15 protein-coding genes and 5 pseudogenes are annotated in these 26,075 nt (G+C 68.4%); 13 read left to right on the top strand and 7 right to left on the bottom strand.

What is annotated here, in order from left to right; all coding sequences use genetic code 11:
* Window positions 1-242 precede the first annotated feature (242 nt).
* Complete coding sequence (locus tag ACZ4WQ_RS12965; RefSeq protein ID WP_468022195.1) at window positions 243-476, top strand: hypothetical protein; 234 nt, start codon at window positions 243-245, stop codon at window positions 474-476.
* Window positions 477-559: 83 nt separating this feature from the next.
* Here ACZ4WQ_RS12965 and ACZ4WQ_RS12960 read toward each other — a convergent pair whose 3' ends face one another.
* Window positions 560-1,651 (bottom strand): integrase core domain-containing protein, encoded by a 1,092-nt coding sequence (locus ACZ4WQ_RS12960; RefSeq protein WP_398372306.1) that lies wholly within the window; start codon window positions 1,649-1,651, stop codon window positions 560-562.
* 142 nt (window positions 1,652-1,793) lie between these two features.
* Here ACZ4WQ_RS12960 and ACZ4WQ_RS12955 point away from each other — a divergent pair.
* Window positions 1,794-2,048: pseudogene (locus ACZ4WQ_RS12955) on the top strand (helix-turn-helix domain-containing protein); the annotation flags it as partial.
* 548 nt (window positions 2,049-2,596) lie between these two features.
* Window positions 2,597-3,361 carry a glycoside hydrolase family 12 protein gene (locus ACZ4WQ_RS12950; RefSeq protein WP_311730115.1) on the top strand — a complete coding sequence of 255 codons (765 nt, stop codon included), beginning with the start codon at window positions 2,597-2,599 and terminating at the stop codon, window positions 3,359-3,361.
* On the opposite strand, the gene ACZ4WQ_RS12945 is transcribed toward ACZ4WQ_RS12950, so the two are convergent.
* Window positions 3,350-4,765, bottom strand: a complete 1,416-nt coding sequence (locus tag ACZ4WQ_RS12945) for an ISL3 family transposase (RefSeq protein ID WP_468022194.1) — start codon at window positions 4,763-4,765, stop codon at window positions 3,350-3,352. The genes ACZ4WQ_RS12950 and ACZ4WQ_RS12945 overlap by 12 nt on opposite strands.
* A gap of 761 nt (window positions 4,766-5,526) precedes the next feature.
* On the opposite strand from ACZ4WQ_RS12945, the pseudogene ACZ4WQ_RS12940 reads away from it, so the two are divergent.
* Both ACZ4WQ_RS12940 and ACZ4WQ_RS12935 read left to right on the top strand, forming a co-directional pair.
* A pseudogene (locus ACZ4WQ_RS12940) lies at window positions 5,527-5,983 on the top strand (beta-xylosidase family glycoside hydrolase); the annotation flags it as partial.
* Window positions 5,984-6,303: 320 nt separating this feature from the next.
* A pseudogene (locus ACZ4WQ_RS12935) lies at window positions 6,304-7,206 on the top strand (non-reducing end alpha-L-arabinofuranosidase family hydrolase); the annotation flags it as partial.
* Window positions 7,207-7,528: 322 nt separating this feature from the next.
* Here ACZ4WQ_RS12935 and ACZ4WQ_RS12930 read toward each other — a convergent pair.
* From ACZ4WQ_RS12930 to ACZ4WQ_RS12915, 4 genes and pseudogenes are all read right to left on the bottom strand, one after another.
* Window positions 7,529-9,421 (bottom strand): annotated as a pseudogene (locus ACZ4WQ_RS12930) (glycoside hydrolase family 127 protein); the annotation flags it as partial.
* Between the two features lie 360 nt (window positions 9,422-9,781).
* Complete coding sequence (yicI, locus tag ACZ4WQ_RS12925; RefSeq protein WP_468022193.1) at window positions 9,782-12,064, bottom strand: alpha-xylosidase; 2,283 nt, start codon at window positions 12,062-12,064, stop codon at window positions 9,782-9,784.
* Window positions 12,061-12,228, bottom strand: a complete 168-nt coding sequence (locus tag ACZ4WQ_RS12920; RefSeq protein WP_398372310.1) for a hypothetical protein — start codon at window positions 12,226-12,228, stop codon at window positions 12,061-12,063. The genes yicI and ACZ4WQ_RS12920 overlap by 4 nt, the downstream gene beginning before the upstream one ends.
* A 62-nt stretch (window positions 12,229-12,290) precedes the next feature.
* Complete coding sequence (locus tag ACZ4WQ_RS12915; RefSeq protein WP_468022192.1) at window positions 12,291-15,131, bottom strand: glycoside hydrolase family 3 C-terminal domain-containing protein; 2,841 nt, start codon at window positions 15,129-15,131, stop codon at window positions 12,291-12,293.
* A gap of 372 nt (window positions 15,132-15,503) precedes the next feature.
* Between ACZ4WQ_RS12915 and ACZ4WQ_RS12910 the strand changes: the two genes are divergently transcribed.
* The 6 genes and pseudogenes from ACZ4WQ_RS12910 to ACZ4WQ_RS12885 all read left to right on the top strand — a co-directional run bounded on the left by ACZ4WQ_RS12910 (window position 15,504) and on the right by ACZ4WQ_RS12885 (window position 23,811).
* Window positions 15,504-17,174, top strand: coding sequence for a type 2 periplasmic-binding domain-containing protein (locus ACZ4WQ_RS12910; protein ID WP_398898494.1), 1,671 nt, complete (start codon window positions 15,504-15,506; stop codon window positions 17,172-17,174).
* Window positions 17,174-18,235 carry an ABC transporter permease gene (locus ACZ4WQ_RS12905; RefSeq protein ID WP_398372316.1) on the top strand — a complete coding sequence of 354 codons (1,062 nt, stop codon included), beginning with the start codon at window positions 17,174-17,176 and terminating at the stop codon, window positions 18,233-18,235. The genes ACZ4WQ_RS12910 and ACZ4WQ_RS12905 overlap by 1 nt, the downstream gene beginning before the upstream one ends.
* The gene (locus ACZ4WQ_RS12900; RefSeq protein ID WP_014182541.1) at window positions 18,232-19,158 is read left to right on the top strand and encodes a carbohydrate ABC transporter permease; all 927 of its coding nucleotides are present in this window, start codon (window positions 18,232-18,234) and stop codon (window positions 19,156-19,158) included. The genes ACZ4WQ_RS12905 and ACZ4WQ_RS12900 overlap by 4 nt, the downstream gene beginning before the upstream one ends.
* Window positions 19,159-19,292: 134 nt before the next feature.
* A pseudogene (locus ACZ4WQ_RS12895) lies at window positions 19,293-19,604 on the top strand (1,4-beta-glucanase); the annotation flags it as partial.
* A 38-nt stretch (window positions 19,605-19,642) separates the two neighbouring features.
* Complete coding sequence (locus ACZ4WQ_RS12890; protein WP_398372318.1) at window positions 19,643-21,610, top strand: beta-galactosidase; 1,968 nt, start codon at window positions 19,643-19,645, stop codon at window positions 21,608-21,610.
* Window positions 21,607-23,811: a glycosyl hydrolase family 95 catalytic domain-containing protein gene (locus tag ACZ4WQ_RS12885; protein ID WP_398372320.1), complete on the top strand. Its 2,205-nt coding sequence runs from the start codon at window positions 21,607-21,609 to the stop codon at window positions 23,809-23,811. Before ACZ4WQ_RS12890 ends, ACZ4WQ_RS12885 begins: the two co-directional genes overlap by 4 nt.
* Before the next feature lie 281 nt (window positions 23,812-24,092).
* Here the strand turns inward: ACZ4WQ_RS12885 and ACZ4WQ_RS12880 are convergent, their stop codons facing one another.
* A complete protein-coding gene (locus tag ACZ4WQ_RS12880; protein WP_398372323.1) occupies window positions 24,093-24,911 on the bottom strand; it encodes an AraC family transcriptional regulator in 819 nt (272 codons plus the stop codon).
* Window positions 24,912-24,984: 73 nt separating this feature from the next.
* On the opposite strand from ACZ4WQ_RS12880, the gene ACZ4WQ_RS12875 reads away from it, so the two are divergent.
* Complete coding sequence (locus tag ACZ4WQ_RS12875) at window positions 24,985-25,803, top strand: phytanoyl-CoA dioxygenase family protein (protein WP_361188736.1); 819 nt, start codon at window positions 24,985-24,987, stop codon at window positions 25,801-25,803.
* Complete coding sequence (locus ACZ4WQ_RS12870; RefSeq protein WP_358844274.1) at window positions 25,800-26,075, top strand: hypothetical protein; 276 nt, start codon at window positions 25,800-25,802, stop codon at window positions 26,073-26,075. Before ACZ4WQ_RS12875 ends, ACZ4WQ_RS12870 begins: the two co-directional genes overlap by 4 nt.

Genomic DNA, 26,075 nt, shown 5'->3' with positions numbered 1-26,075 from the left:
TGTCTTCTTTTGTTGGGCCGGTCGGCCGCCGCGAACAACGCCGAGATCCTCGTGCTTCGTCATGAGGTCGCTGTGCCGCGTCGGCAGGTCGAGCGGCCGCGGCTTTCATGGGCTGATCGTGCCGTGCTCTCCGCTCTTGCCCGGCACCTGCCATCCGTCTTGCGCCGGCATCGCCTGGTTACCCCGGGGACGCTGCTGGCCTGGCACCGTCGTCTGGTGCGCAGCCGTAACTGTCGCAGGACGTGCAGTGGCAGCCGGTGAAGCAGCGCCGCCAGGAACGCCCGATCGCTGGGCGAGAAGCGGATCTTTTCCTTGCCGAGTTGGCGTTCCAGCACGGTGATCTGGTGGCGCAGGGCGAGGGTCTCCGCGTCCTTGTTCCGGTCGGTCATCGGCAGCAGGCGCAGCATCGCGAACGCGTTCGTCACACCGAGATAAGCCAGTCGCAGCAAGCACGATCGATCATCATGACGCGCTGACAGCAGCCGCGCGAGGGCGTCGGCTCGAGCGACTGCGGACATATTTCGGGAAACTGCGGGTGCCGATAAATCATGCGCGCAGCTCAGGCGGCGTGGTGGTATGCGTGGAGGGTTCCGCCGAGTCGGTCTCGTCTGTGGACTTCCAGGTGGGCGAGTTGGGCTTGTTGGGTGATGGGTGTGGGTAGCGGGCGGCGGGGCGCGGCTTGTTCCAGGGCTCTGTGCGGGCGGTGCTCGTTGTAGAAGGATTCGTACTCGCGCAGGGCGTGGAGGAGGTGGCTCTGGTTCCAGATCAGGGTCCGGTCCAGGAGTTCGGTGCGGCAGGTCTGTATCCAGCGCTCCATGAGCGAGTTCATCCGTGGTATCCGAATGCCGGTGGTGACGGCCTTGGGACCGGCATCGGTCATCAGGGCGTCGGAGGCGGTTGTGAACTTCGAGTCGCGGTCGCGGATCAGGAACCGTGCCCTGCTGCCCGCGTCTTCGAGGTCCATGAGGAGGTTGCGTCCGAGCTGCACGATCCAGTCCCCGGTCGGATGCGCGCTGGCACCCAGAATCCTGATGCGACGGGTGATGTGCTCGATGACGGCGAAGACGTACAGGCGCGCCCCCGTCAGCGTGCGGACTTCGAACAGATCGCAGGAGAGAAGGGCCTCGGCCTGGCTGCGGAGGAAGTCGGCCCAGGTGGTGCTCTGCCGTTCGGGGGCGGGTGGGATGCCGTGCTCGCGGAGGATCTCCCAGACGGTGGAGGCGGCGACCCTGATTCCCAGGGCTGCGAGTTCGCCGTGGACCCGGCGATATCCCCACGAGGCATTCTCCTTGGCCAGGCGCAGGATCAGGGCGCGGATCGATCGCATGGTGCGTGGGCGTCCGCGTCCCCTGGGTACGCAGGTCGCGGCATGGCGCCGCCTGAGCAGTTCACGATGCCAGCGCAACACTGTGTCGGGGCGGACCAGGAGCAGAAGGTGTCGCAGTCTGTCTTTGGGGAGGTGGTGGAGCAGGCCCGCGAGGATGGCACGGTCGCTGTCGGTGAAGCTCGGCTTGCCGACCTGGCGCTGCAGGACCAGCAGTTGGTGCCGGCGGACGAGGATCTCGATGTCCTTCTCGTTGTCGCTCATCGGCAGGAGGCGTAGGACCGTCAGGGCATTGGTCGCGGCGAGGTAGGCCAGACGCAGCAGCACGGCACATCATGATGCCGCCGGTGCGTTGGACAGGAGAAGACGCCTGGGCCAGCTCATGCAGAGCCGAAGATTACTGATCAAGCCCCCACCTGCATGGATGATTTTTCGGCACCCGCAATGTGCGGCCGGGGACGACCGGTGGCACGCGCACCGTCTGGGTTACACGGTCAAGACCCTGACCCGTGCGTGCATGGTTGCCACCGGACAGCCGGTGAAGCATGTGATCGATGCCCGTGCCGCGTTGGAGGTGCAGCGGTTGCCGGCGCACACGGATGAGCCGGTGGCGACCGTCGCCAGCCGTCTGAGTTTTCCCGCCCCCACCAACTTCGGGACGTTCTTGACCCGTCACATCGGCACCTGCCCCGGCACCTTCCGCCACATCCACCAGGGCCAGTAGCGGTTCCGTGAAGGCTAGGTGGCGGGCGCGGCCGATGTTTCGAAGCGCTTCGACAGCGATGTCCGCAGGTGAAGGAAATGTGTCTTCCTGTGCAGAGCCTTGCTGTTCAGAGGCCCCGTCATTACTGTCCACGCAGACGCAAGCGCTTCGACACTTCGCACCTGCGTCTGGCAAGCCCGGTGCTTGAAAGTAAGGGGACCGAGCACCGTTCCCGCAGTTCTTGAGCGCGCCACCTCGACGACACGAGCCACCCACCATCGCGAGCAGCACCGCATGCGAACGGAGCGAAGGTGTCAACACGTCAGCTGATCGACCATCTCGGCCGCCTCGCTTTCGGCAGGGACTCCAACTGCGAGCAGTGGAAGGAACCACTTCGCCCAGGGCCGGCCATCAAGCCGATCAGTCGGCCAACTGCGCAAGCACCTCGGACGGGGCTGGGTCGCGCCGCCCCGAGCCCGGACTCGCCGGCGAGCGACACCTCGCGGCGCCAGAGTCCGACACCAGACCGGGGAGTCCGGAACAACCCATCGCCGTCCTTGGAGGGACACATGAGATGGCAAGCCCTTAAATCCATCAGAAGCAAGTCGGCCGGGTTCGGTCGGCTGGCCCTGATCGTCGCCGTGATCGCCGGGTTCCTGAGCTTCGCGTCTCCGGCGCAGGCCCAGGTGTCCTCCACCTGTGACCGGTGGGGTCAGTACACCCAGGGCACCTGGACGATCTACAACAACGTCTGGGGCGAAAACTCCGGCACGCAGTGCCAGACCGTCAACAGCATCAAGTCCTGGTACGTCGATGCCAACCACTCCGGCGGCGGGATCAAGTCCTACCCGAACACCTCGGTCCGGCCCCAGACGCCGCTGTCGCAGTTGAACTCGGCGGGCTTCTGGTACAACACGTCGTCGGCTCCCGTCGCCGGCAGTGACCACTGGAACTGGACGAGCGACTTCTGGTCGACCGGCAACCAGGACGAGATCATGGTCTTCACCAGCTGGTCCGGGACGGCAGGCGGCTGGGGAAGGCAGATCGCGTCCAACGTGACCATCGGCGGCGTCCAGTACGCGTCGGTCTGGCAGGCCGATCCCGGTTGGAACGTCCTGCAGCTCATCCCCGCCCAGCAGAGCGACACCGGCTCCATCGACGCCTCGGCGGTCTGGCGATGGGCCGCGTCGCAGAACCTCCTGCGCAACACCAATTTTGACACGATGCAGTTCGGCATCGAGATCACCTCGACCAGCGGCGTGCAGAAGCGGTACTCGCTGAACGCCTACAGCGCCTGGTGGAACAACACCTCCGGCGGCGGATCAAGCATCTAGCCGCAATACGCGCGACACGACGGTGCACTCCGTCCGCGCACAGAGACGAACGCCGGAGCGATTCCCCAACGCATACCTTGCCGCCGGGCCTCGAACGACGAATTCCGGCGGCAAGGTTTGCGGAGTCTTCGAATTCAGGCGGGGTGGAGGTGGCCTCGGGCCCGGCGGATGGTGACGCAGCGTGTGCGTAGGCGTTGGTTGGTGGAGTTGCGGAAGCCGTGGGCGGCTCGCGCGGCGAGCTTGATCATGCGGTTGATGCCTTCGCTCTTGGCGTTGCCGTGGCCGGTGGCAACGAACGCTTGGATCTCGGGCCAGTCGCAGTCGGCGCACCAGGTGAGGAACATCCAGCGCAGGTGGCCGGCTCGGTGCCGTGTCGGCGGAGCGGGCGCGTGCGAGCAGGTCACGCAGCTTCTCCTTGGCGATCCACGCGGTCAGCAGCGTCATGCCGATGTCGCCGGTGCCGATGAGCTGGTTCCACATCGTGCTGAACTGGGTGTCGGTGAGGTCTTCGCAGTTGCGCAGCAGGCGGCGCCGGGCCTTCCATTCCGGGTCGCCGGCCCGTCCGCGTCGGCCGCGCAGGGTGGCGGTGGCGCGGCGGCGCACCAGGTTGAGCATCTTGTTCGCCGGCTGGACGACGTGGAAGTGGTCGACTACCACGGTGGCGTGGGGCAGTCCGGTACGCACGGCGGCCCGGTAGCCGGGGGACATGTCGATGGCGATGTAAGCGATCTGCTCATGCCAGGGCTTGGGGGTGGTTGCCGGCCAGGCCTGCACGTCGCTGGGGGCGCGGCCTTCGGCCTGGCCCAGCAGGCCCTGGATCCCGGTTGCGTCCACGAAGCCGGTGTGCCAGCGGTCCGCCGTCGGCTCCCACCGGCCGGTGCCCGGATCCTGGCGCCACTGCATGCGACCTCGGCGGGTCTCGTCGATCCCCAGCACCGTCACCGGCTCGGGAGGGGCCGTCATCACCTCCTGCCCGACCTGCCGGAAGGCGTCCATCACCGTCGGCCACGACAGGCCCAGGTCCCGGCCGGCCTGCACGACCGTGGATCCGGCATCCCGCACCCGCCTCCCGGCCGCCTGCCGCAGCCGGGTGGTGATCCTCGCACCGGCCGGGACCTGGCGAACCTGCTCGGTGAACGACCGGCGGGCACAACCCGGTCGGGTGCAGTACCAGCGGCGTTTACGCCATACCAGCTCCAGCCCCCGCTCCCCGCAGGGCAGGTCACGTGGCCGGGTGACCACCCAGCCCTTCACCCGCGTGGCGAACACCCCGCACGCAGGGCGGGCCCGCGCCTGCTCATCGGCGGTGGCCAGGTACACCCGCCGGGTGCCGTCCTCCAGCCGCTCCACCCGCACGACGGCCAGGCCGTCAAGGTCGAGCAGCAACGTCGTATCGTTGTCCAAGCCCGTGGTTCCTGATGCTCGTTCTGCGTCGAGAACAGAAATGATCACTCACGACCACGGGCGTCCTGCTGCCGGGACCACCCCTGCCCCTCACCCAACGTGACAGCCAGTCAGCCGCTCAGGACGACACACCGCTCAAGTTCGAAGACCCGACATACGCCGACACGATCGCCTCGGCGGCATCCTCCACGCATACCAACATGCGGCGTGACCTGCATGGATGAGGTTTCCGGCAGGGGCACAGTCGCAGCAGCGCGGTCGACATCATGACGCGTGAACCACCGACTACGCGAGAGCGCCTACCCGAGCGGCGAGGCCGACGCGACCGGCTGATCGCCCACGGCCTGGAACAGCAGATCTTGGACGCCATCCTCGCGCAGTGCGGGACTGGAGAGGCGACCGGCCATGTCAACACTATCCACGAGGCCGGCTTCGCTCCGGCACCAAAGGGCTGTCCATCCGCCCAGCTCGGCCATTCGATCGGCTTGACCTGCGGCGTTCATCCATAAAGTCCTGCGAAATATTTCGGCGTTGCTCGCGAATCTTGCGAGAGGTATTGACGCCGCTCACCGGTCTCCTACCATCCAGATTGCTCGACACGTCGACGCTTTTTCGATATCGCGAACATATAGAGCTGCTCCACCCGCACAGCAGGGCACCTCCGTCACGCCCACCGAAACGGCCGAGCCGCAAGGAGCATGCCGCTCATGCAGATGTCATGGCTTCATCAGCTCTCCCGTCGTCGTGCGCTGGGGGCCGCCACCGGCCGCATCCAGGGCCTCACCGCCACCGCCACGGTCCAGCTCGACCACTCCGCGGTGCGGGACGGTGACCGGGCCGGACTCGCGCCGCTGCGCGACTCCTCCGCGTGGATCGGTGTCAAGCGCCGGGGCGGAGCCATGCGGGTGGCGATGGTCAGCGGGCTGACCATGGACAGCAACTGGAACACCGTCGGCACTGGCCTCGAGCTCGCGAGCGCGGACCGTTCCGGGGAGCTGCATCTGGCTGCGCGTCAGCGCGGACATCCGCCCCGGCGCGGCACGCCGGGACTTTCTCCCGCAGCATCGACGGCATCACGTTCACCTGCCTCGGACCCGACTTTTTCACGGGCAACGACTGGCGGTTGTTCACGGGCTACCGGTTCGCCCCTTCAACCACGCCACCCCGGCGCTCGGCGGCTCGGTCCGCCTCACACGGTTCGAGCTGTCCACGCCCTGAACCAAGCCGACCCCGGCCGCGCCCACCGCAACCGAAGGCCCAGGGCGCCACCGGTGTGTCAGAAGGTCCTGCAGGACCGAGAAGCCTCAAGGGGTCGGTCCGGTGCCCACGGACCGCTACGAACCGCAACCACATCGACAGTCCGGACAGCCTCTGGCGGGGCCAACCGGAACCGCTTACTCAAAAATCAAGAGGTCCTCATGCGCAGAGGAAATTCCAGCCGCAAACGTCTGCCTGCGGTGCTCGCAGCCGCGGTTGCGGCCCTGGCCTCGTTGGCGGCGACGCTCGTCGCCAACCCGGCTCAGGCGGCCACCAGCGCCTGTTCTCTTCCGTCGACGTACCGGTGGACGTCGACGGGCGTGTTGGCGCAGTCGGCGAACGGGTGGGTCTCGCTGAAGGACTTCACCAACGTGGTGTACAACGGCAAGCACCTGGTCTACGCGTCGAACGTGTCGGGATCGTCTTACGGCTCGATGAGGTTCAGTCCCTTCACGAACTGGTCGGACATGGGGTCGGCCGGCCAGACCGGGATGAGCCAGGCCGCGGTGGCGCCCACGCTGTTCTACTTCGCGCCCAAGAACATCTGGGTGCTGGCGTACCAGTGGGGTGCGTGGCCCTTCATCTACCGGACGTCGAGCGACCCCACCAATCCCAACGGCTGGTCCTCGCCGCAGCCGCTGTTCACCGGTAGCATCTCCGGCTCCGGCACCGGCCCGATCGACCAGACCCTGATCGGTGACGGCCAGAACATGTACCTGTTCTTCGCTGGTGACAACGGCAAGATCTACCGAGCGAGCATGCCGATCGGGAACTTCCCGGGCAACTTCGGCTCGTCGTACACGACGATCATGAGCGACTCCACGAACAACCTGTTCGAGGGGGTGCAGGTCTACAAGCTTCAGGACCAGAACCAGTACCTCATGATCGTTGAGGCGATGGGTGCGAATGGGCGCTACTTCCGCTCGTTCACGGCCTCCAGCCTGAGCGGTTCGTGGACTCCGCAGGCCAGCAGCGAAAGCAATCCCTTCGCGGGCAAGGCCAACAGCGGTACCACCTGGACCAACGACATCAGCCACGGTGACCTGGTCCGCAACAACTCCGACCAGACCATGACCATCGACCCCTGCAACCTGCAGTTCCTCTACCAGGGCAAGTCCCCCTCCGCGGGCGGTCCCTACGACCAACTGCCCTGGCGGCCGGGTGTCCTTACCCTGCAGCGCTAACCTGCCTGATCCACGGTGATCGCGATTTGTGCGGTCTGCCGGCGCGTAGACGAGCGGTTTACGGCATGGGCAACTTCCACCTGCTGACCGCCCGATAGTCACCGCCTCGAGGAACCCCAAGCCTGCGCCGGCTGGGGTTCCTCTCCTTTGTGAACTTCATCGTGGGTACGGACCGAAGCGCTACGACGCCTCTTCGCCACACCGGACGGGCCCACCGCAGCCTCGACCTACGAGCACCCGACGACCACCCGAGCGTCACCCCCTGCCCGCTGCCGTAGTCCGACGGCGACAGCTACTCGGCGGCCTGCTCAACTCCGCCCCGGCCGTTGGCGTTCCAGTAGACGGTGTAGTTGTGGCCGTGCGCGTCGTGGAACGGGCCCAGGTTGACGGTGGAGCCGTTGGCGGTGGCGGTGAAGGCGAGCGAGGTGCTGCTGGTCCGTGTGATCGAGGACGTGTTCAGCGACGGGAGGGAGTTGAGCGAGGTGTTGCCGTAGTTGCCGGACAGCACCACCGGGCCGTAGGTGACCGCGGCGACGTTCGCGTTGTCGTTGGCCGGCCGCATGATGATCCGCATGGGGAGGCGCACGGTGACCGTGTCGCCGGAGGTCCAGGAACGGGTCAAGGTGGCATAGCTGCCGGGTGTTGTGGTGATGTTCTGCGTCGTGCCGTTGACGCTGATGGTGGCCCCGGTGGTCCAGCTCGGGATGCGGACGCGCATGGCCCAGGTGCCGCTGACGTTGCCGGTGACCTGGAGGGTGGTGGTGTCGCTGACGGGGTACGACGTGGTCTGGGTGACCGTGATCCCCCGCTGTGACCAGTTGAGCACCGAGGGCACGAACAGGTTCACGATCAGCGTGGTGTCGCTGGAAAAGTAGACGGAGTCCATCAGCTTGGTGTGCATCTCCAGGCCCGTGCCCTGGCAGCACCAGAAGCTGTCGTAGTCGGTGCTCCAGGTGCCACCGCCCCACGCCGGACCCACCCCACGTCGGCCCCCCGGGTTGAGCGGGGTGAAGTAGGTGACGTGGCCGTGGTTGTCGGCCGGGTTCTGCTGGCCGATCATCTGGTTCAGCCACGCCCGTTCGTAGTAGTCGAACAACGCGACCCGGTCCGGGTCCAGCGTGAACAGCTCCCGGGTGAGCGTGAGCATGTTGTACGTGTTGCAGCTCTCGCACGTGTCCTGGTTCAGGTAAGCGGCGATGGCGTTCGGGGGGCGGAAGTGTTCCGCCTGGCTGTTGCCGCCGATGACGTAGGTGTGCGCGTTGACGCAGATGTTCCAGGCGTTGGTGGCGATGTCCCGGTAGCGGGTGGTGCCGGTGGCCTTGTATTCCCGGGCGGCGCCGATCCACTTGGGCACCTGGGTGTTGGCGTGCAGTCCGTTCAGCCGGTCCTGATTGGATGCCAGCGGGTCGAACACCGCGCCGTGGTCGAACCGTTGCGCGGTGGTGAGCCATCGCGAATCGCCGGTCTGGAGGTAGAGGTCGGACAGCACGGCGTTCATGCCACCGAACTCGGTGCCCAGCATGGACTGCATCTGCTGGCCGCTCAGCCGACCGGTGCGCCAGTCGACCCATCCGGCCAGGCTCAACAGCACGTCACGGGCTTGCGTGCTGCCCATATGGCGCCACACATCCAACAGGCCGGCCAGGAGCTTGTGGATGACGTAGTACGGCACGTTGCCGTTGGACAGGGTTCCGGCCTCGAGAGCGCTGAAGTCGGACTCGGGGAAGCCGGACAGGTACCCGCCGTTGAACCCCGCGGCGCCGTTGTTGGCCTGGCACTTGGCCAACTCTGCCACCATGTAGGCAGCCTTGTCCCGGCAGATGGTGTCCCCCGTCACGGCATACACCTGCGCCCACGCGCTGAGGAAGTGCCCCTGCACGTGGGTGCGGAAGGGGAACGTCGGCCCGTCCCAGCCGCCGTTGGAGGCGGCACCATGGGTGGGCAACCGGTGGTTGGCCCGGAAGTTGTACAGCAACCGGTCGGCATCGACGAACCGCAGGTAGTTCCGCGTGCGGTTCTCGTTGTCCAGCCATCGGCTCGCGGTCAACCGGACCTGACCGAGTTCGAAAGGATAGGCGGACACCCCGATCCCGGCCCGGGCAGGGGCGCTTTCCGCCCGGGCGGGGGAGGATCCGACGACGGATTCAGCGGCGGAGGCCACAGCCGTGGCCCCGGCGGCCTGCAGCAGCCGGCGTCGACTGACGGAGGAGGACAATGTGCACCCTTTCCATGATCAAGGAAAGCGGGATACGTCCGTGGTGCTGACATGGTCATGTAATACTCTGCTCATTTTTGCGCTGCCTTGTCGTTGGTGCAATCCCTCGCCCCTGCCTTCCGCGGAACGGTGTGGGTGCCAAGAATCTTGTCCGCGCTGGTCGCGCTGCATGTTGGTACTCGCGGAGGGTTCCGCCGAGTCGGACGGCGCGCCGCCGACGGCGAGTAGGTGTCACGAAGCCCTACCCGCCGTCCCCACACCCATACGGAACTTGCCCCGCGGGTAGCACATCGGCGCGACCCGGGACACCTCGGCCATCAGACAGTCCGGGCTGCAGGGGCCCCGCCCTGGCTGTCGGGTTCAGGCCGGGTACGGCAGGTGGGCCTCCGAGGTGCCGGCGGGCCGGGTGTGCACGGTTGCGTTCGGGCCGCCGGTCCGCAGCTGCCACGGGTGCGGGCTGTCGGTGGTCACGTGCAGGTGGCCGCCCTGGCGGCGCAGGTGGAAGCGGGCCGTCTCGCCGGGGCCGTCGGTGCTGGGAATCACCACGGTGCGCTCGGCGCCGTCGGCGAAGGCGTGCACCCGCAGTTCGACGCCGTCCGCCCAGGCGGAGACCGGGTGCTGGTCGTCGGCTGCCAGCGCGATGACCGAGTCGGGGCGGGCCAGCAGCGGCAGGGTGTGGAAGCCGTGCTGCTCACGGGTCCAGCGCGGACCGGTGACCTGAGCCCCTGTCAGTACATTGGTCCAGGTGCCTTCCGGTACGTAGTACTCGACTGTGCCGTCGTCGGTGAAGACCGGGGCGACGAGCAGGTCGTCGCCGAGCATGTACTGCCGGTCGAGGGTGGCGGCGGCCAGGTCGTCGGGGAACTCCAGCACCATGGCGCGCATCACCGGGACACCGGTGGTGTGCGCCTGCTGCGCGGCGCGCTGGAGGTACGGGGCGAGGCGGTGCTTGAGCAGGGTGAACTCGCGGGTGACGTCGACGGCCTCCTCGCCGTAGTCCCACGGCACACGGTACGACTTGCTGCCGTGCAGGCGGCTGTGCGAGGAGAGCAGCCCGAACTGCACCCAGCGCTTGAACACGGCCGGGGTCGGGGTGCCCTCGAAGCCGCCGATGTCATGGCTCCAGAAACCGAAGCCGGACAGGCCGAGGGAGAGCCCGCCGCGCAGCGACTCGGCCATGGCGTTGAAGTGGGACTCGCAGTCGCCGCCCCAGTGGACCGGGTACTGCTGGCCGCCCGCCGTGGCGGAGCGGGCGAACAGCAGCGCCTCGCCCTCGCCTCGCTCGGCGCGCAGCAGTTCGAAGACGGCCTGGTTGTAGAGGTGGGTGTAGTAGTTGTGCATCCGCTCGGGGTCGGAGCCGTCGTGCCAGACGACGTCGGTGGGGATGCGTTCGCCGAAGTCGGTCTTGAAGCAGTCCACGCCCTGGTCGAGCAGCGTCTTCAGTTTGCCGGTGTACCAGTCGCGCGCGGCCGGGTTGGTGAAGTCCACCAGGGCCATGCCGGGCTGCCACAGGTCCCACTGCCACACGCTGCCGTCCGGGCGCCGCACCAGGTGGCCCTCGCGCATGCCCTCCTCGAACATCGCCGACTTCTGCGCGATGTACGGGTTGATCCAGGCGGAGATCCGCAGCCCCTGCTGCTTGAGCCTGCTCAGCATGCCGGCCGGGTCGGGGAAGGTCTCCGCGTCCCATACGAAGTCGCACCACTGGTACGCGCGCATCCAGAAGCAGTCGAAGTGGAAGACGCTCAGCGGGATGCCGCGCTCGGCCATGCCGTCGATGAAGCGGCCGACCGTGGCCTCGTCGTAGTCGGTGGTGAAGGACGTGGTCAGCCACAGGCCCAGTGCCCAGGCAGGCGGCAGGGCCGGGCGGCCGGTGAGCGCGGTGTAGCGTTCCAGGACCTGCTTCGGGGTCGGGCCGTGGACGACGAAGTACTCCAGCGACTGGTCCTCGACGCTGAACTGGACCTGGCCGACCGACTCCGAGCCGACCTCGTAGCTGACCTTGCCGGGATGGTTCACGAAGACGCCGTATCCACGGTTGGTCAGATGGAACGGGACGTTCTTGTAGGCCTGTTCGCTGCTGGTTCCGCCGTCGGCCTGCCAGATATCCACACTCTGCCCGTTCTTGGCGAACGGGGTGAAACGCTCCCCCAGGCCGTAGACCAGCTCTCCGACGTCCAAGGAGAGCTGGCCGAGCATGTGGTGGCGGCCCTCGGCGTCGGTGACGAAACCGGTACCGCGCTCGCCGGCGGAGGTCAGCACGCGTCCGCCGGCGGTGAACTCCAGCCGCCACGGCTGTTCCGTATCCACCCGCAGCGTCAGTTCGCCGGAGGACAGCTCCAGCACCGCTCCGTCCCGGCATACCTTGCCGACGTCCGCACCGGCGCCGGGCAACGCGAACTCCGGTCCCCGGCGGACCGATCCGGCATGGTGGGTGGTCCGCACGCCGATGATTCCCTCGGCCGGGGACCAGCACTCCACCGTCAGTAGCGGGCTGTTGAGGGTCTGCCCGCGTCGGCTCACGTGTTTCACGGGTGCGTACAGCGTCATCCGGTGGTCATCGGCGCGGATGTCGGCGACCTCGGTGGCATAGCGGGCGGTGCAGCCCGGACGCATCAGCCAGTAGCCGTCTGTGAACTTCATCGGGCAGGTTCCTCCGTCCGCGCGCGGTGCGCGGTGATCAGCCCCCGGTACCAGTGGTAGCGGTCCTTGGGGGCGCGGTTCAGGGTGTCGTAGTCGATCGTCGCGATGGTGTGCGCTGGAGAGCCGGTGGTCCCACGCAGTGCTGAAGAAGCCGAGTCCGGCACCGAGCCTTCCGGTGCCGGACTCCTGTGCGGCGACTCCCGCGCACATGGGGTCGATGCGGAACTCAGACGGAGAAGGTGACGCGCGCGAGCCGCACCGGGCCACGCAGTCCGAGGCGGACGTCGTGCACACCGGCCGCCACGACGACGGGGACGCCCACCGTGGAGTAGTCGTAGGGCCCGGCCGTACCCGGGGACAGCGTGAGCACTGCCAGTACCGGACCGTCACCCAGCGAGAGTTCGACCGTGCCCTCACCCGCGGCCTCCACCGTGATTCCGGCAGCCCCCTCTCCGAAATCACAGTCACGGAATACCAGCTCGCCCTCCACGCCGGCCACTGGAGCGACGGAGTCACCGGAGGTCTTCGCGCGGTCCACGACCTCCGTGTCGCTCTGGTCGTCAAAGTCCACCGCGTCCAGGCCGCCTACCATGACCGGCCGGGGGACGGACGGCTCGCCGTCGAGGTCGACGGTCTGGACCAGGCGGATGTCCTCGCTGGACGCTCCGACGAGGATCTCGTGGAGGCCCGGTGCCACCCGCAGACGTCCCTGCGCCACGTCCCAGAACGCGAACGCCGACATCGGCACCCGGAAGGCAATCTCCGTGACCTCGCCGGGCGCGAGCGTCACACGCTGGTGCGCGGCCAGTTCCCTGCGGGGCCGTGGCACGGACGGCTCCATGGCCCGGGTGTAGAGCTGGGCGACCTCCTCCGCGGTGACGTCACCGGTGTTGCCGACCGTGAAGGACACGTGCAGAGTCCCGTCCTCGACGCGAGTCGTGAGGCCTTCGTAGGAGAAGGACGCGTACGACAGGCCGTGGCCGAACGGGAAGAGAGGCGTGCCCTCGAAGTAGAGGTACGTCTGGCGGCCAGCGATCACGTCGTAGTCGAGGAGGTCGGGCAGGTCGGAGTCGTCGGCGTACCAGGTCTGCGGGAGGCGGCCGGCGGGGGAGACGTCGCCGGCCAGGATCCGGGCCAGGGCGCTGCCGGCCGCCTGGCCGCCGTGGGCCGTCCACAGCAGCGCCGGCACCTCGGCGTGGTCGACCGCGTACGGGTACGCCGACACCAGCGCCAGCACCGTGTTCGGGTTGGCCGTGCGGGCCGCGCGCAGAAGGCGCTCCTGGTGGCCGGGGAGGGCCAGGGTCGTACGGTCCTCGGTCTCGCGTCCGTTGATGTGCGGATCGTTACCCGCGACCACCAGGACCACGTCCGCCTGCGAGGCGACTTGGCTCACCGCGTCCTCGCCGCTTTCGACGACGACGACCTCGAAGATCTCCCCGTCGCCGTCGGCGACCTTGAGGCCGTCGGCGGCGACGGAGACGGGGTGACCCGTACCGATGTGCCGAAGAAGGTGCCCGTTCTCGTGCGGTTCCAGGCGGAACGTCTCCTGGACGACCCAGCCTCCGGGCTGGTCCGCGGAGGCTCGGACATGGCCGTCCTCGGCGACGGAGAGGTAGCGGCCGTCGGGGGCGCGCAGGGTCAGCACGCCCTCGCCCCAGTCGATGAGGGAGAGCTCGGTGCCGGTCGCGTCGGTGGTGAGCGGGGGCAGGTCCGTCCGGCCCGCGAGCAGGGCCGGGTCGAGGGCGCCTTCGACGCCGCGAACCTCGTCCTCGGCGTCCGCCTCGGGCACATGCAGGAAGGTTCCGGCCGAGGTCTTCAGCAGAATCCGGTCCACGCCCTCCGCGAACTGCACGCGCTCCGAGCCGAACCGCTCGCGCAGGCCCGCCAACGGCGTGCAGCGGTGCAGAAGCGTGCCGCTGTACCAGTCGAGCTTGCACTCGTCGGCGAGCAGGCCGACCACGGCGAGCCGGGTGTCCGGGGCGAGCGGCAGCAGGCCGCCGTCGTTCTTGAGCAGCACGACCGCCTGCTCGGCGGCCTCCTGGGCGAGGGCGCGGTGGGCCGGGGTGTCGAAGTCCGTGGTGCGCGCGTGCGGGTCGTACTCCGGGTCGAACTCGCCGAGGCGGAAGCGGACGGAGAGCTGGCGGCGGACCGCCGCGTCGATGTCCGACTCGGTCAGCAGGCCCTGCTCCAGGGCGCCGCGGACCCGTCCGGTGATCTGCGAACTGTCGGTGCCGTGGTCGGTGAAGCTGTCGACGCCGGCCCGCAGAGCGGCGGCCGTCGCCTCCTCGTGGGTGTCGAAGTAGTGCTCGGAGTCGACCAGATTGGAGGGCGCGCCCGCGTCCGAGCAGACCAGCAGGTCCTCGTCGGTCCAGGTGCGCAGATGCTCGCGCAGATATGGCGAGACATGGTTCGGGCGGCCGTTGACCAGGTTGTACGCCGGCATCACACCGGCCACGGCGCCCGCCTCGACCGTTTCGCGGAAGGCGCGCAGGTCGTATTCGTGCAGGACGCGCGGGCGGACCGAGGAGGACGTGACGTCGCGGCCCGTCTCGTTGTTGTGGGCCAGCCAGTGCTTGAGGACGGGCGCGGTGCGCCAGTACGTCGGGTGCTCGCCGCGCAGGCCGTGCGTGTAGGCGGTGGCGATGGCCGAGGTGAGCTTCGGGTCCTCCGAGTAGCCCTCCTCGTTCCGGCCCCACAGAGGGTGGCGCAGCAGGTTCACGGTCGGGGACCAGACGTTCAACCCCACGCGGTCGTCCCGGGCGCGCATCGCCCGGACCTCCTTGGACACCGCCTCGCCGACCCGTCGTACGAGATCTGTGTTCCAGGTCGCGCCCAGGCCCACCGCTTGCGGGAAGACGGTGGCCGGACCCATCCAGGCCACGCCGTGCAGGGCCTCCTGGCCGGTGCGGAACGCGGCGACGCCGAGCCGTTCCACGGCGGGCGCGAACTGGTGCAGGAATCCGATCTTTTCGTCGAGGGTGAGCCGCGACAGAAGGTCGTCGATGCGCTTCGCGAACGGCAGTTGCCGATCACGGAAAGGCGGAGTTGGCGGCGTGTGTGCGGTCACTTGGGGGTCCCCTTGCGGTGGAGCGGTGAGGCGCTTTCGAAGCGCTTCGATGCTCAGTCGACCCGGGGGTGGGTGTCAAGTCTCCCCGGCGCAATATCTCTGACTCCTGACTGTTATTCAGGTGAGATCTAGGCGTGGTCGGGTCCTCCACACCTCGGAGGAATCTTGGAATCGACTCTTGTGCGCCCTCATGCCTTCACTTAACCTCGCAGCAACATCGAAGCGCTTCGACTAAGAGGCCGACCCGCCCTGTGTGGTGGGTGCTCCTCGGTAAGTGGTCGGAGGACTGCTTCAGCTCAGCGAGTTCCACTCAGGACACTACAGCCGACGGCCACCGCCGAGTGTCCAGGTGCGCCATGAAGGGTTGACGCAATGACGCCGAATGCCGCCTCCATCTCCTCAGGACCCAGCCGGAGAAGCTTCCTCGCCTCCACAGCGGTCGCCACCGCAGCGGTGGCCGGTGGGATGCCGCTGCTCACCGCCTGCGGGGGTTCGGACAACGGTTCGCGAGAGGGTGCCACGTCGGGCAAGGCCGCAGACAAGCTGATCCCGACGTACGTCGCCAGCACGGTCGCCAAGCCGGACCTGCCGTCGAAGAACGGTTCGTCAGCCGGCTACACCAGCAAGGTCGACCTCGCGGCGCTTGCCACCTCGGTCCCGGACAAGCTCGGTACCGGCGCTCCCATCAAGATCATGTCCCCGTTCTGGGGCACCCCTCCGAAGCCCGGGTGTGCGTACTACAAGGGGGTCGATGCGGCGGCGGGCACCAAGGTCACCTGGCAGAACCAGGACGGCACCACCTACGGCGAGAAGCTCGGCGCCGTCCTCGCCTCCAGCTCCATACCCGACATGGTGGTCGTGCCCAGCTGGGAGATGGTCAGCAACAAGATCCCGAACGCGGTGAGCGCGAAGTTCATGGACCTCGGCCCCTACCTGGCGGGCGACAAGGTCAAGAAGTACCCGAACCTGGCCGCGATCCCCTCCGACTCCTGGCGCATGTCCATCTTCGGCGGCGCGCTGCGCGGCATTCCGATGCCCTCCGCCCCCGCGACGTTCATCATGCCCTACTACCGCAAGGACATTTTCGACAAGAAGGGCTACACCGTACCCAAGTCGGCCGACGAGTTCCTCAGTTGGGCCAAGGACGCCACCAGCGCCAGGGCCAAGGTGTACGCCTGCGGCGACATAGCCTGGGTCTCGGGGAGCATCTTCGGCGCCTGCCCCGGCTGGAACATCGATGACGACGGCAAGCTGAGGTACGGCTTCGAGCGGCCCGAATACCTTGAGGCCCTGGAGTGGACCCGCAAGCTCTTCGATGCCGGCGTGGTCCATCCCGACGACAAGGCGCGCACCGGCGACGCGGGCCAGCGGTTCACCGCCGGAGAGATCCTGGTCTACGCCAGCGACGCCTCCGCCTGGTACGTCAAGACCGCCGAACAGGCCAAGGCCAACCCCGACTTCCAGATCGAGGCCATGGACATCTTCGGCGCCGACGGTGGCAACCCGACGCTGTACGCCTCCGCGCCCGCCACCATCTGGTCGATGATCCGCAAGGGCGCCTCCAAGGAGACCGTGGAGAACGCGCTGGCCGCCGCCAACTTCGCGGCAGCGCCCTACGGCACCAAGGAGCGGATGCTCGTCGACTACGGCGTCGAGGGCACCCACTACACGGTCAAGGACGGCGTCCCGGTCAAGAACGACCGGGGCAACTCCGAGGTGATCAACGCCTGGGTGATGCTGGCGGCCCCGGCTCCCTACTTCGCCCACCCCGACTTCCCCGAGGTCGCCCGCAAGCAGGCCGAGTGGCAGCAGCGGATGGGCGCCTTCATGAAGAAGACGTCCACGTACGGCATGAACATCGTCGAGCCGACCCGATACGCCAGCCTCACCAGCCAGTTCGAGCAACTGCAGATCGACTACGTGCGGGGCCACAAGAAGCTGTCCGATGTGCAGCAGGCCATCTCCACCTGGAGGTCCTCAGGCGGCGACAAGCTGCGCGACTGGTACAAGAAGCTCCTCGACAAGAACGGCAGCGGCAACTGATGTCCATCACGGCCGGTAGCAGGCCTGACGGGACCCGTCCCCCCGCGGCCGTCGAGGAGCCGACGGCCGCGGTCGCCTCCGCGGCGGCGAAGGACCGGGCGCCACGCAGGACGAGCAAGGCCGGCAAGGCGGGCAAGGTCCCCTGGCGGATCCGGCTGCGCCGCGACCGCGCGCTCATCCTGATGACCTTGCCCGTCATCGTCCTGCTCCTCCTCTTCAACTACGTCCCCCTGCTGGGCAACGTCGTCGCCTTCCAGGATTACGACCCGTACGTCTCCAGCAACGGCATCACGGCGATCTTCCACAGCCCCTGGGTGGGCGTGGAGCAGTTCTCGCGGATGCTCGACGACCCGCTGTTCTGGAGCGCCACGAAGAACACCATCGTCCTGTTCATGCTCCAACTGGTGCTGTTCTTCCCGGTCCCCATCGTCCTCGCGCTGGTCATCAACAGCGTGATCCGGCCCCGGGTGCGGGCCGTGGCGCAGGCGATCATGTATCTGCCGCACTTCTTCTCGTGGGTCCTCGTGATCACCGTGTTCCAGCAGATCCTCGGTGGCGCGGGCATCATCGCGCAGACCCTGGAGAAGCACGGGTGGAGCGGCTTCGACCTGATGACCAACGCGGACCTCTTCAAGTATCTGGTCATCGGGCAGGCCGTCTGGAAGGACGCCGGCTGGGGGATCATCGTCTTCCTCGCGGCCCTGTCCGCCGTCAGCACCGACCTGTACGAGGCCGCCGCCATGGACGGCGCGGGGCGCTGGCGACGCATGTGGCATGTCACGCTGCCCGCGCTGCGCCCGGTGATCGCCCTGCTGCTGGTCCTGCGGGTCGGCGACGCGCTGAGCGTGGGATTCGAGCAGTTCCTGCTCCAGCGGTACGCGGTCGGCGCGGGGGCCAGCGAGGTCCTCGACACATACGTGTGGAACATGGGTATCCAGAACGGCGACTTCAGCTATGCGGCCGCGGTCGGCCTCGCCAAGGGAGTCATCGGAGTGTGTCTCGTCCTGGGCGCGAACAAGTTCGCGCACCTGCTCGGCGAGCAGGGGGTGTACAAGAAGTGAGTGTCAACACGCAGCTCATCCGCAGCCTGAAGGCTCCCGCCCGCCCCGCCTGGGAGGAGCCGCCGAGCAAGGTCGGACTCACCGCCAAGGGCGGCTTCCTCCTGCTCTGCTGCCTGGGGGTGCTCGGTCCGCTGTGGATCGTGATCGTCACCAGCCTGTCTCCCAAACCCGTGATCGACCGGGTCGGCGGCCTCGTCGTGATCCCTCAGGGCATCACCTTCATCAACTACACCGAACTGCTCAGCGGTGGCCAGGTCAGCCGCGCGATCATGGTCTCGGTCGGTGTCACGCTCTTCGGCACGCTGTTCTCGATGACGGTATCGGTGTTCGCGGCCTACGGGCTGTCCCGGCCGGGCAGCCTGGGGCACCGGTTCTTCCTGATGACCATGATGGCGACCATGTTCTTCGGAGCCGGGCTCATTCCGACGTACCTTCTGGTGCAGTCGCTGGGCCTCACCGACAGCTATCTGTCGCTGGTTCTGCCGAGCGCGGTCAGTGTCTTCAACATCCTCGTCCTGCGGGCCTTCTTCATGGGGATCTCCCCCGAGCTCACCGAGTCCGCTCGCATCGACGGGGCCAGTGACCTGCGCATCCTGCTGACCATCATCTTGCCGCTGTCGCGCGCGGTACTGGCCGTCATCTCCCTGTTCTACGCGGTCGGCTACTGGAGCGCCTGGTTCAACGCCTCCATCTACCTCACCGACCAGCAGATGATGCCGCTCCAGAACGTGCTCATCCAGCTGGTCCAGAAGAACACCCAGGCCCCGACCGGCCTCCAGCAGGCGGTCCACACCGGACAACTCTCCTCTCTGGGGCTCCAGATGGCCGTCATGGTCCTCGCGCTGATCCCTGTCGCGGTCGCCTCCCCCTTCGTCCAGCGGCACTTCAAGAAGGGCATGCTCACCGGAGCCATCAAGGGCTGAGCCCCCTGGGCTCCGAGTCCCGCCGTAGGTCCGGCCGTCGTGTGCCGCCCCCGGCTCTGCCGTGGCTGGTCGCGCAGGTCCCGGAGCCCCTGGCCCCAGCTCAACTTCTCCCTTCGTCAAGTCCGAGGTATGTCATGGGCACGTTTCACTTCAGCAGACGTTCCGTTCTTGCCGGTTCCGCTGCTGCCACGGCCGTCGCGAAGAGCGGATACCGGTGGCGCAGCGTCGTCATGGGCGGCACTGGTTCCATCACCGGCGTCCTCTTCAACCCCGCCGTCCGCGGCCTCGCCTACGCCCGCACCGACATCGGCGGTGCCTACCGCTGGGAGGACCGGGCCGACCGCTGGATCCCGCTGACCGATCACCTCGGCTGGGACGATGTGAACCTGCTCGGCGTGGAGGCCATGGCCGTCGACCCGGCCCACCCGAACCGGGTGTGCGTCGCCACCAACGGGCGCGGTGTGCAGTACGGGGAGTCCGCCTGATGCCCGGCCTGAGTGACGCGACACGGGGCCGCCTGCTCTTCGGCGGCGACTACAACCCCGAGCAGTGGCCCGAGGAGACCTGGCACGAGGACGTCCGGCTGATGAACGCGGCCGGGGTCAACTCGGTCACCCTCGGCGTCTTCTCCTGGTCCACGCTGGAACCGGAGCCCGGCGCCCGGGAGTTCGGCTGGCTGGACACGCTGATGGACCTGATGCACAACAACGGCATCGGCGTCGTCCTCGCCACTCCCACCTCCTCACCCCCGCCCTGGATGGGGCGGCTGCACCCGGACACCCTGCCCGTCACCGAGGACGGCCGCACCGAGTGGTGGGGCGGCCGGCAGCACTTCTCGCACTCCAGCGCCACCTACCGGCGCTACGCCGCCGCCATCACCGAGGACCTCGCCGCCCGCTACGGCGGTCACCCGGCCCTCACCATGTGGCACATCAACAACGAGTACTGCACCTTCGACTACGGCGACCAGGCCGCAGCCGCCTTCCGCCGCTGGCTGCGCGAGAAGTACGGCTCACTCGACGCCCTCAACGAGGCATGGGGCACCGCCTTCTGGAGCCAGGGCTACGACACCTGGGACGGCATCCTGCCGCCCCGCCTGCCGCACTACATGCGCAACCCCGGTCAGATGCTGGACTTCAGGCGCTTCACCTCCGACATGCTCCTGGAGTGCTACGTCGCCGAGCGGGACATCGTCCGCCACCACACCCTGCACCTCCCGGTCACCAGCAACTTCATGCCGCTGTGGCTCGGCCAGGACGCCTGGCGCTGGGCGGAGGAGGAGGACGTCGTCTCCGTCGACATCTACCCGGACCCGCGCGACCCGCTGGGCGCCCAGGGCGGCGCACTCGTCCAGGACATGACCCGCTCCCAGGCACGCGGGCCGTGGATGCTCATGGAGCAGGCGGCCGGGCCCGTCAACTGGCGGGGGGTGAACCACCCCAAGCCACGCGGCCTCAACCGGCTCTGGTCCCTCCAGGCCGTGGCCCGGGGCGCCGACGCCGTCTGCTACTTCCAGTGGCGGCAGTCCCGGCAGGGCGCCGAGAAGTTCCACTCCGGCATGGTCAGCCACGCCGGGGAGGAGGGGCGGACCTATCAGGAGGTCAAGCAGCTCGGCGCGGACCTCGCGCGGATCGCCCCGGACGTCACGGGCCGGCACGGCACCGCCGACATCGCCGTCCTGCACGACTGGAACTCCTGGTGGGCCGGCGCCCAGGACGGCCGCCTGTCCACCCAGGCGGACTACCCGGACGTCCTGCGCGCCTGGCACCGAGCACTCTGGCAAGCGCACCTCACCACCGACTTCGCCCACCCCGAGCACGACCTGACGCCGTACCCGGTGGTCGTCGTTCCACAGCTGTACGCGCTCACCGACGCGGCGATCGACAACCTCCTCGCCTACGTCCGCGGCGGCGGCACCCTCGTGTGCGGTTTCCAGACCGGCGTCGCAGACGAGGACGACCGGGTCCGCCCCGGCGGCATGGACGCCCGGCTGCGCGAGCTGTTCGGCATCCGCACCCTGCACGAGTGGTGGCCGCTGGGCGCCGGGGAGACCGTCACCTGCGAGGGCTTCCGGGCGTCCCTGTGGTCCGAGGAGCTGGAGGCCGACGGCACCGCCGAGGAGAGCGTGCCGTACGAAGGCGGTGAACTCGACGGACTGCCCGCCGTCCTGCGCAAGGGCCGGGCCTGGTACGTCTCCACGCTCCCGGAGCCGGAGGCGCTGCGCGACCTGCTGGCCCGGATCGCCTCCGGCGCGGGCGTCCGGCCGGTGCTCGACGGCCTCCCCGAGCAGGTCGAGGCCGTACGCCGGGGCGAGGTGTTGTTCGTGCTCAACCACGGCCGCGAGCCGGTGACCGTGGAGGTGCCCGGCACCCACCACGACCTGCTGACGGGGGAGGCCGTCACCGACCGGGTGACCCTCGGCCGCTACGGCGTGGCGGTGCTCCGGCCATGACCGCGATCAACGGGCCCGTCCACGGCACCTGGGAGCCGCACCCGGCCGCCCGCTGGGAGGACGGCTTCCTGAGCGGCAACGGCCATCACGGCGCACTTGTGTTCGGGGGACCGGACGCCGAGCGGGTCGTCGTCACGCATCACACCCTGGTACGGCCGGGCGGCGACGGCGAGCACCGCCGGCCGCCCCGGCTCGCCGCCGAACTGCCCGCGCTACAGGACCGCCTCCTGGCAGGCGACCGCACCGCCGCGGAGGGCTTCACCGACGGCCGTCCGATGCAGTGGGTACGGCCCTTCCACCCCGCCTTCCAAGTCCGTCTGACCCGCCCCGTCGCCGGCTGCCACGACTACCGCCGCGACGTCGACTTCACGACCGGCGTCGTACGGGCGACCTGCGCCGGCTGGAGAAGCCGGGTCTTCGTCTCCCGCGCCGACGACGTGATCGTCCAGCACATCACGGCGCCCGGCCTCACCCTCGACATCTCCCTGGACCACCGCCTCCCCGGCGCCCCCGCCCACCTGGCCGTCGGCCACGGAGCCGTCGTCACCCCCGAGGGCGCTCTGCTGAGCCTGCGCGCCCGCTACCCCAACAGTGACCGCGCCTTCACCGGCGTCACCCTGGTCGTCGTCACCGGCGGCACGACGACCCTCGCCCCACCTCACGCGCACGTCGAGGGCGCCCGTTCCGTAACTCTCCTCACCCGGGTCCGGCGGCACACCGGCGAACTCGACCTGACCGTGGAAGGCCGGGCCCTGCGCGACCTGCCGACGGTGTACGACGAGCTCCTCGAACGCCACGTCGCACTCCACCGCACCGCCTATCAGCGAGTCACCCTCGATCTCGCCGCCAACGCGGCCGAACGGGCGCTGCCAGGCTCGGAGTTGCTGAAGGCCCCGCGCGACGCTGCCCTGCTGGAGCGCCTCTTCGCGGCCGGCCGCTACCACCTGCTGTCCGCGGGCGGCCTCTTCCCGCCCCGCCTGACCGGCCTGTGGACCGGCGACTGGAACACCGCCTGGTCGGGCGCGTTCACCAACAACGCCAACCTCAACCTCCAGACCGCCTCCGCCGCGGCCGCCGCCCTTCCCGAGGTCACCGAGGCCCATGCCGCGCTGATTCACCGCCAGCTCCCCGACTGGCGCGACAACGCCCGCGCGGTCTTCGGCGCCCGGGGCGTGGTCGCCCCCGCCCACACCGACGGCGAGTCGGGCCACTCGTACCACTTCAACCGCGAGTACCCCCTGCACCTGTGGACCGCGGGCGCCGACTGGCTGCTCAAGCCGCTCGTCGACCACGACGAGACCCACGGAACCCGCGACCCGCGCACCGCGTCCGCCCTCACCGAAGTCGCCCTGTTCTACGAGGACTTCCTCACCCGCGTCGACGACGACGGCCACCTCGTCGTCGTTCCCTCCTACTCACCCGAGAACCGCCCCGCAGGCGCGAGCTGGGGCACGATCAACGCCGCCATGGACCTCTCAGCGGCCCGCCACGCCCTGCTCACGGCGGCCGACTACCACTCGGACACCCCGGAAGCCGACCGCTGGCAAGCTCTCGCCGAGCGGCTCCCGCCGCATCGGATCAACGAGGACGGCGCCCTCGCCGAATGGGCGTGGCCCGGCCTCCTGGACTCCTACGACCACCGTCACCTCAGCCACCTCTACGGCGTCTGGCCGCTCGACGAGATCACCCCCTACGACACCCCCGACCTCGCGGCCGCCGCCCACCGCGCCCTCGAGCTGCGCGGCGCCGAGAACGACTCCGCGCACGGCCACCTCCACCACGCGCTCATCGCCGCCCGGCTCCGGGACGGCGAACGCGTCGCCCACGCCCTAGGCCAGGTCCTGGACGGCGACTTCTTCCACGCCTCCCTGATGAGCGCCCACTACCCGAACCGCCACGTCTACAACGCGGACGCCGCGCACACCCTGCCCGCCGTACTGATCGAGATGTTGCTCCAGTCGACCCCCCACCGACTGGCCCTCCTGCCCGCGCTGCCGCCCGCTCTCCCGGCGGGCCGACTCACGGGCGTGCGCACGCGATTCGGCGCCGAGGCCGAACTGACCTGGGGGCCCGACGGGGCGACGGCGGTCCTGAGGCCGACTCGGACCGTCCGAATCGAAGTCAGATCTCCGTCCGGCGAGGCGGAGCTGATCGATCTCGTCGCCGGAGAGGACCACGCCCTCAGCATGGGGGCGTGGTAGCACCCCCCCACAATTCCCCTCACCCGTGGAAGAGACACCTGGTTAAAAGCAGAACACGCAAGATCACCATGGCGGTGCTCGCGCCGGCGATGGCTCTCGGCGCCACCGTCGGCCTCGCCTCCGCCCCCGCTTCGGCTGCGGCAGTCTGGAACTCCTGCGACCAGTGGGGCAGCACCAGCCTCGACGGCTACAAGCTCTTCAACAACATCTGGGGATCCGGCGCGGGCAGCCAGTGCACCTGGGCTGCCCGGCGGCGAGACCATCGGCGACGTCCAGTTCGGCTATGAGATCACCTCGCCGGAGGTTGCGAGTACCTCGTCGCCGGCTCTCTCGTGTCCGGCCGCACGTATGTGACGAGGGCTCGCTCCGAGCTCGCGGCGGCAGGCCTTGTTGAAGGCCTGGAGGTCGGCAATGCCCACGGCCCCGGCGATGGCGGTGATGGACAGAGTGGACGACAGAAGGAGGTGGCGGGCGCGTTGAAGGCGCCGGCGCCGGACGTACGACACGACCGTGAGGCCGGTCTCGGCACGGAACACGCGCGTCAGGTGCGTGTGGGAGATTCCGACGGCCCGAGCGACGTCCGGTACGGACAGCGGGCCGGCCAGGTGCTCCTCGATGTAGCCCTGGGCGGCGGCGACGAAGGGGTGGTGGCGCCCGGCTCCGTCGTTCCTCGGCAACTCGGCAATGCGCCACAGGGCGGCCCAGACCTCGGCGGAGGCCCGGGAGGGAGAAGCCGGCATGGCCGTCACGGCGTGTCGGAGCAGATCGGCCAGGCGCGTGCTCTTGGCCGCGGCGTCCTGCATCACCGGTACCACCCGCGCGGTTCCGCCATCGTGAAGCCGTAGATGAACGTAGAAATGCTCCGATCTGCCCCGGTAGTGAAAGTGTACCTCCGTGTTCGGCGGTACCAGGCTGACGTGACCGGGCCGGATGGCGTGGACCGACTGCCCGAGGGAGAGTTCGCCCGCGTAGTTGTACAGGTGTAGCTGCCACAGGTCGGGCAGCCGGAAGACGTCGTGCGCGGTGGAGACACCGTGCACCCCGACGCCGGCATCGACCACGGTGGGCGGCTCCTCGAGCCGTAGTGTTACGAGCTTCACGAGGACGGAAATTTACCAGCAATGGAGGATTTTAGGCCACGACTCAGCCGGACGGAGCACGTACGTTCGTCGCATGTCAACCAGCAAGCAACTCCTGACCTCGGTTCAGGTGGCGCGCTTCGTGGCGCAGGGATTTCTGCGCTTGGACGGAGTGGTGCCGGATGAGATCAATGAACGGGCCGTCGCAACCTTGACCGAGGGCATACCAGATGTGCCCTACGGCACTCCGCTGGGCAAGGCGTTCGCGCAGAGCAACTTTGTCCACGAGCTGCTCGCTCTGCCGGTCATCGCCGGCGCCGTGGAGAGCCTGGTCGGCCCTGAGCCGACCGTGGATCACCATGCGGTGCATGTGCGTGAGCCGCACGAGGGACAGGCACAGCCGCTCCACGGAGACGCGATCATCGACGTGCGGCCGGACGCGTTCGACATCCAGCTCATGTACTACCCCCACGAGGTGACCGCCGAGATGGGCGGCACGCTCAGCGTGCCCGGAAGCCATCTGCGAAGGATCAACGAGACGGACGTCGGCCGCGTGCAGAACCTCAGGGGACAGACACGGCTGACCTGCCCGGCAGGCACGGTCGTCCTCGTCCACCACGGCATCTGGCACAGTGGTCGCCGCAACGACACCGCGCGCCGTCGCCACATGTACAAACTCCGTCTCAATCCGACCGTGCCACAGGTGCGCCTGTGGGACACCTCCGACCTGCACGACCCGGCCGTTACCGCGGAACTCAACACGTATTTCCCCTGGTACGAGCAGGCCACCGCTCGGCTGGAGATCTACAACCGGGTCCTCTTGTGGCGAGCCCTGACCGGCGACCACTCGTTCGACATCGATTACTGGGTCACGCGCGTCAGCAACCGGCCGACCTTGGGGAGCCACTCATGAGACAGCACGTTCTGGTCCTCTATCTCGCGACGTCGGCGCTCGACTCCCACGTCGTGGGCTGGTCCCGATACGACGGGACCGGCCGAACTCGTCCGACAACCGGCGACAGCGACGAGCCGCCCTACCCCACCGGGCTTGCCGCCCTGCACGACGGGTGGCGTCTGTTCCAGGCCTCCCAACTGCTGCCGCCGCAGTCCGGCCACGAGTACGACGTCTCCTTTCTCAAGCACGAGTTCTTCTTCGAGAAGCTGGAGGAAGGCTCCCGCCCTTGA

The sequence above is a fragment of the Streptomyces sp. NPDC028305 genome, from assembly GCF_055569495.1.
Note: the sequence above shows the minus strand (reverse complement) of the source record. Positions and strands in the feature narration are given on the sequence as shown.

Coding starts and splice junctions, on each gene's coding strand:
- ACZ4WQ_RS12950 (WP_311730115.1), top strand. CDS start 2,597: ATGAGATGGCAAGCCCTTAAATCCATCAGAAGCAAGTCGGCCGGGTTC.
- yicI (WP_468022193.1), bottom strand. CDS start 12,064: ATGAAGTTCACAGACGGCTACTGGCTGATGCGTCCGGGCTGCACCGCC.
- ACZ4WQ_RS12910 (WP_398898494.1), top strand. CDS start 15,504: ATGACGCCGAATGCCGCCTCCATCTCCTCAGGACCCAGCCGGAGAAGC.
- ACZ4WQ_RS12905 (WP_398372316.1), top strand. CDS start 17,174: ATGTCCATCACGGCCGGTAGCAGGCCTGACGGGACCCGTCCCCCCGCG.
- ACZ4WQ_RS12890 (WP_398372318.1), top strand. CDS start 19,643: ATGCCCGGCCTGAGTGACGCGACACGGGGCCGCCTGCTCTTCGGCGGC.
- ACZ4WQ_RS12885 (WP_398372320.1), top strand. CDS start 21,607: ATGACCGCGATCAACGGGCCCGTCCACGGCACCTGGGAGCCGCACCCG.
- ACZ4WQ_RS12875 (WP_361188736.1), top strand. CDS start 24,985: ATGTCAACCAGCAAGCAACTCCTGACCTCGGTTCAGGTGGCGCGCTTC.
- ACZ4WQ_RS12870 (WP_358844274.1), top strand. CDS start 25,800: ATGAGACAGCACGTTCTGGTCCTCTATCTCGCGACGTCGGCGCTCGAC.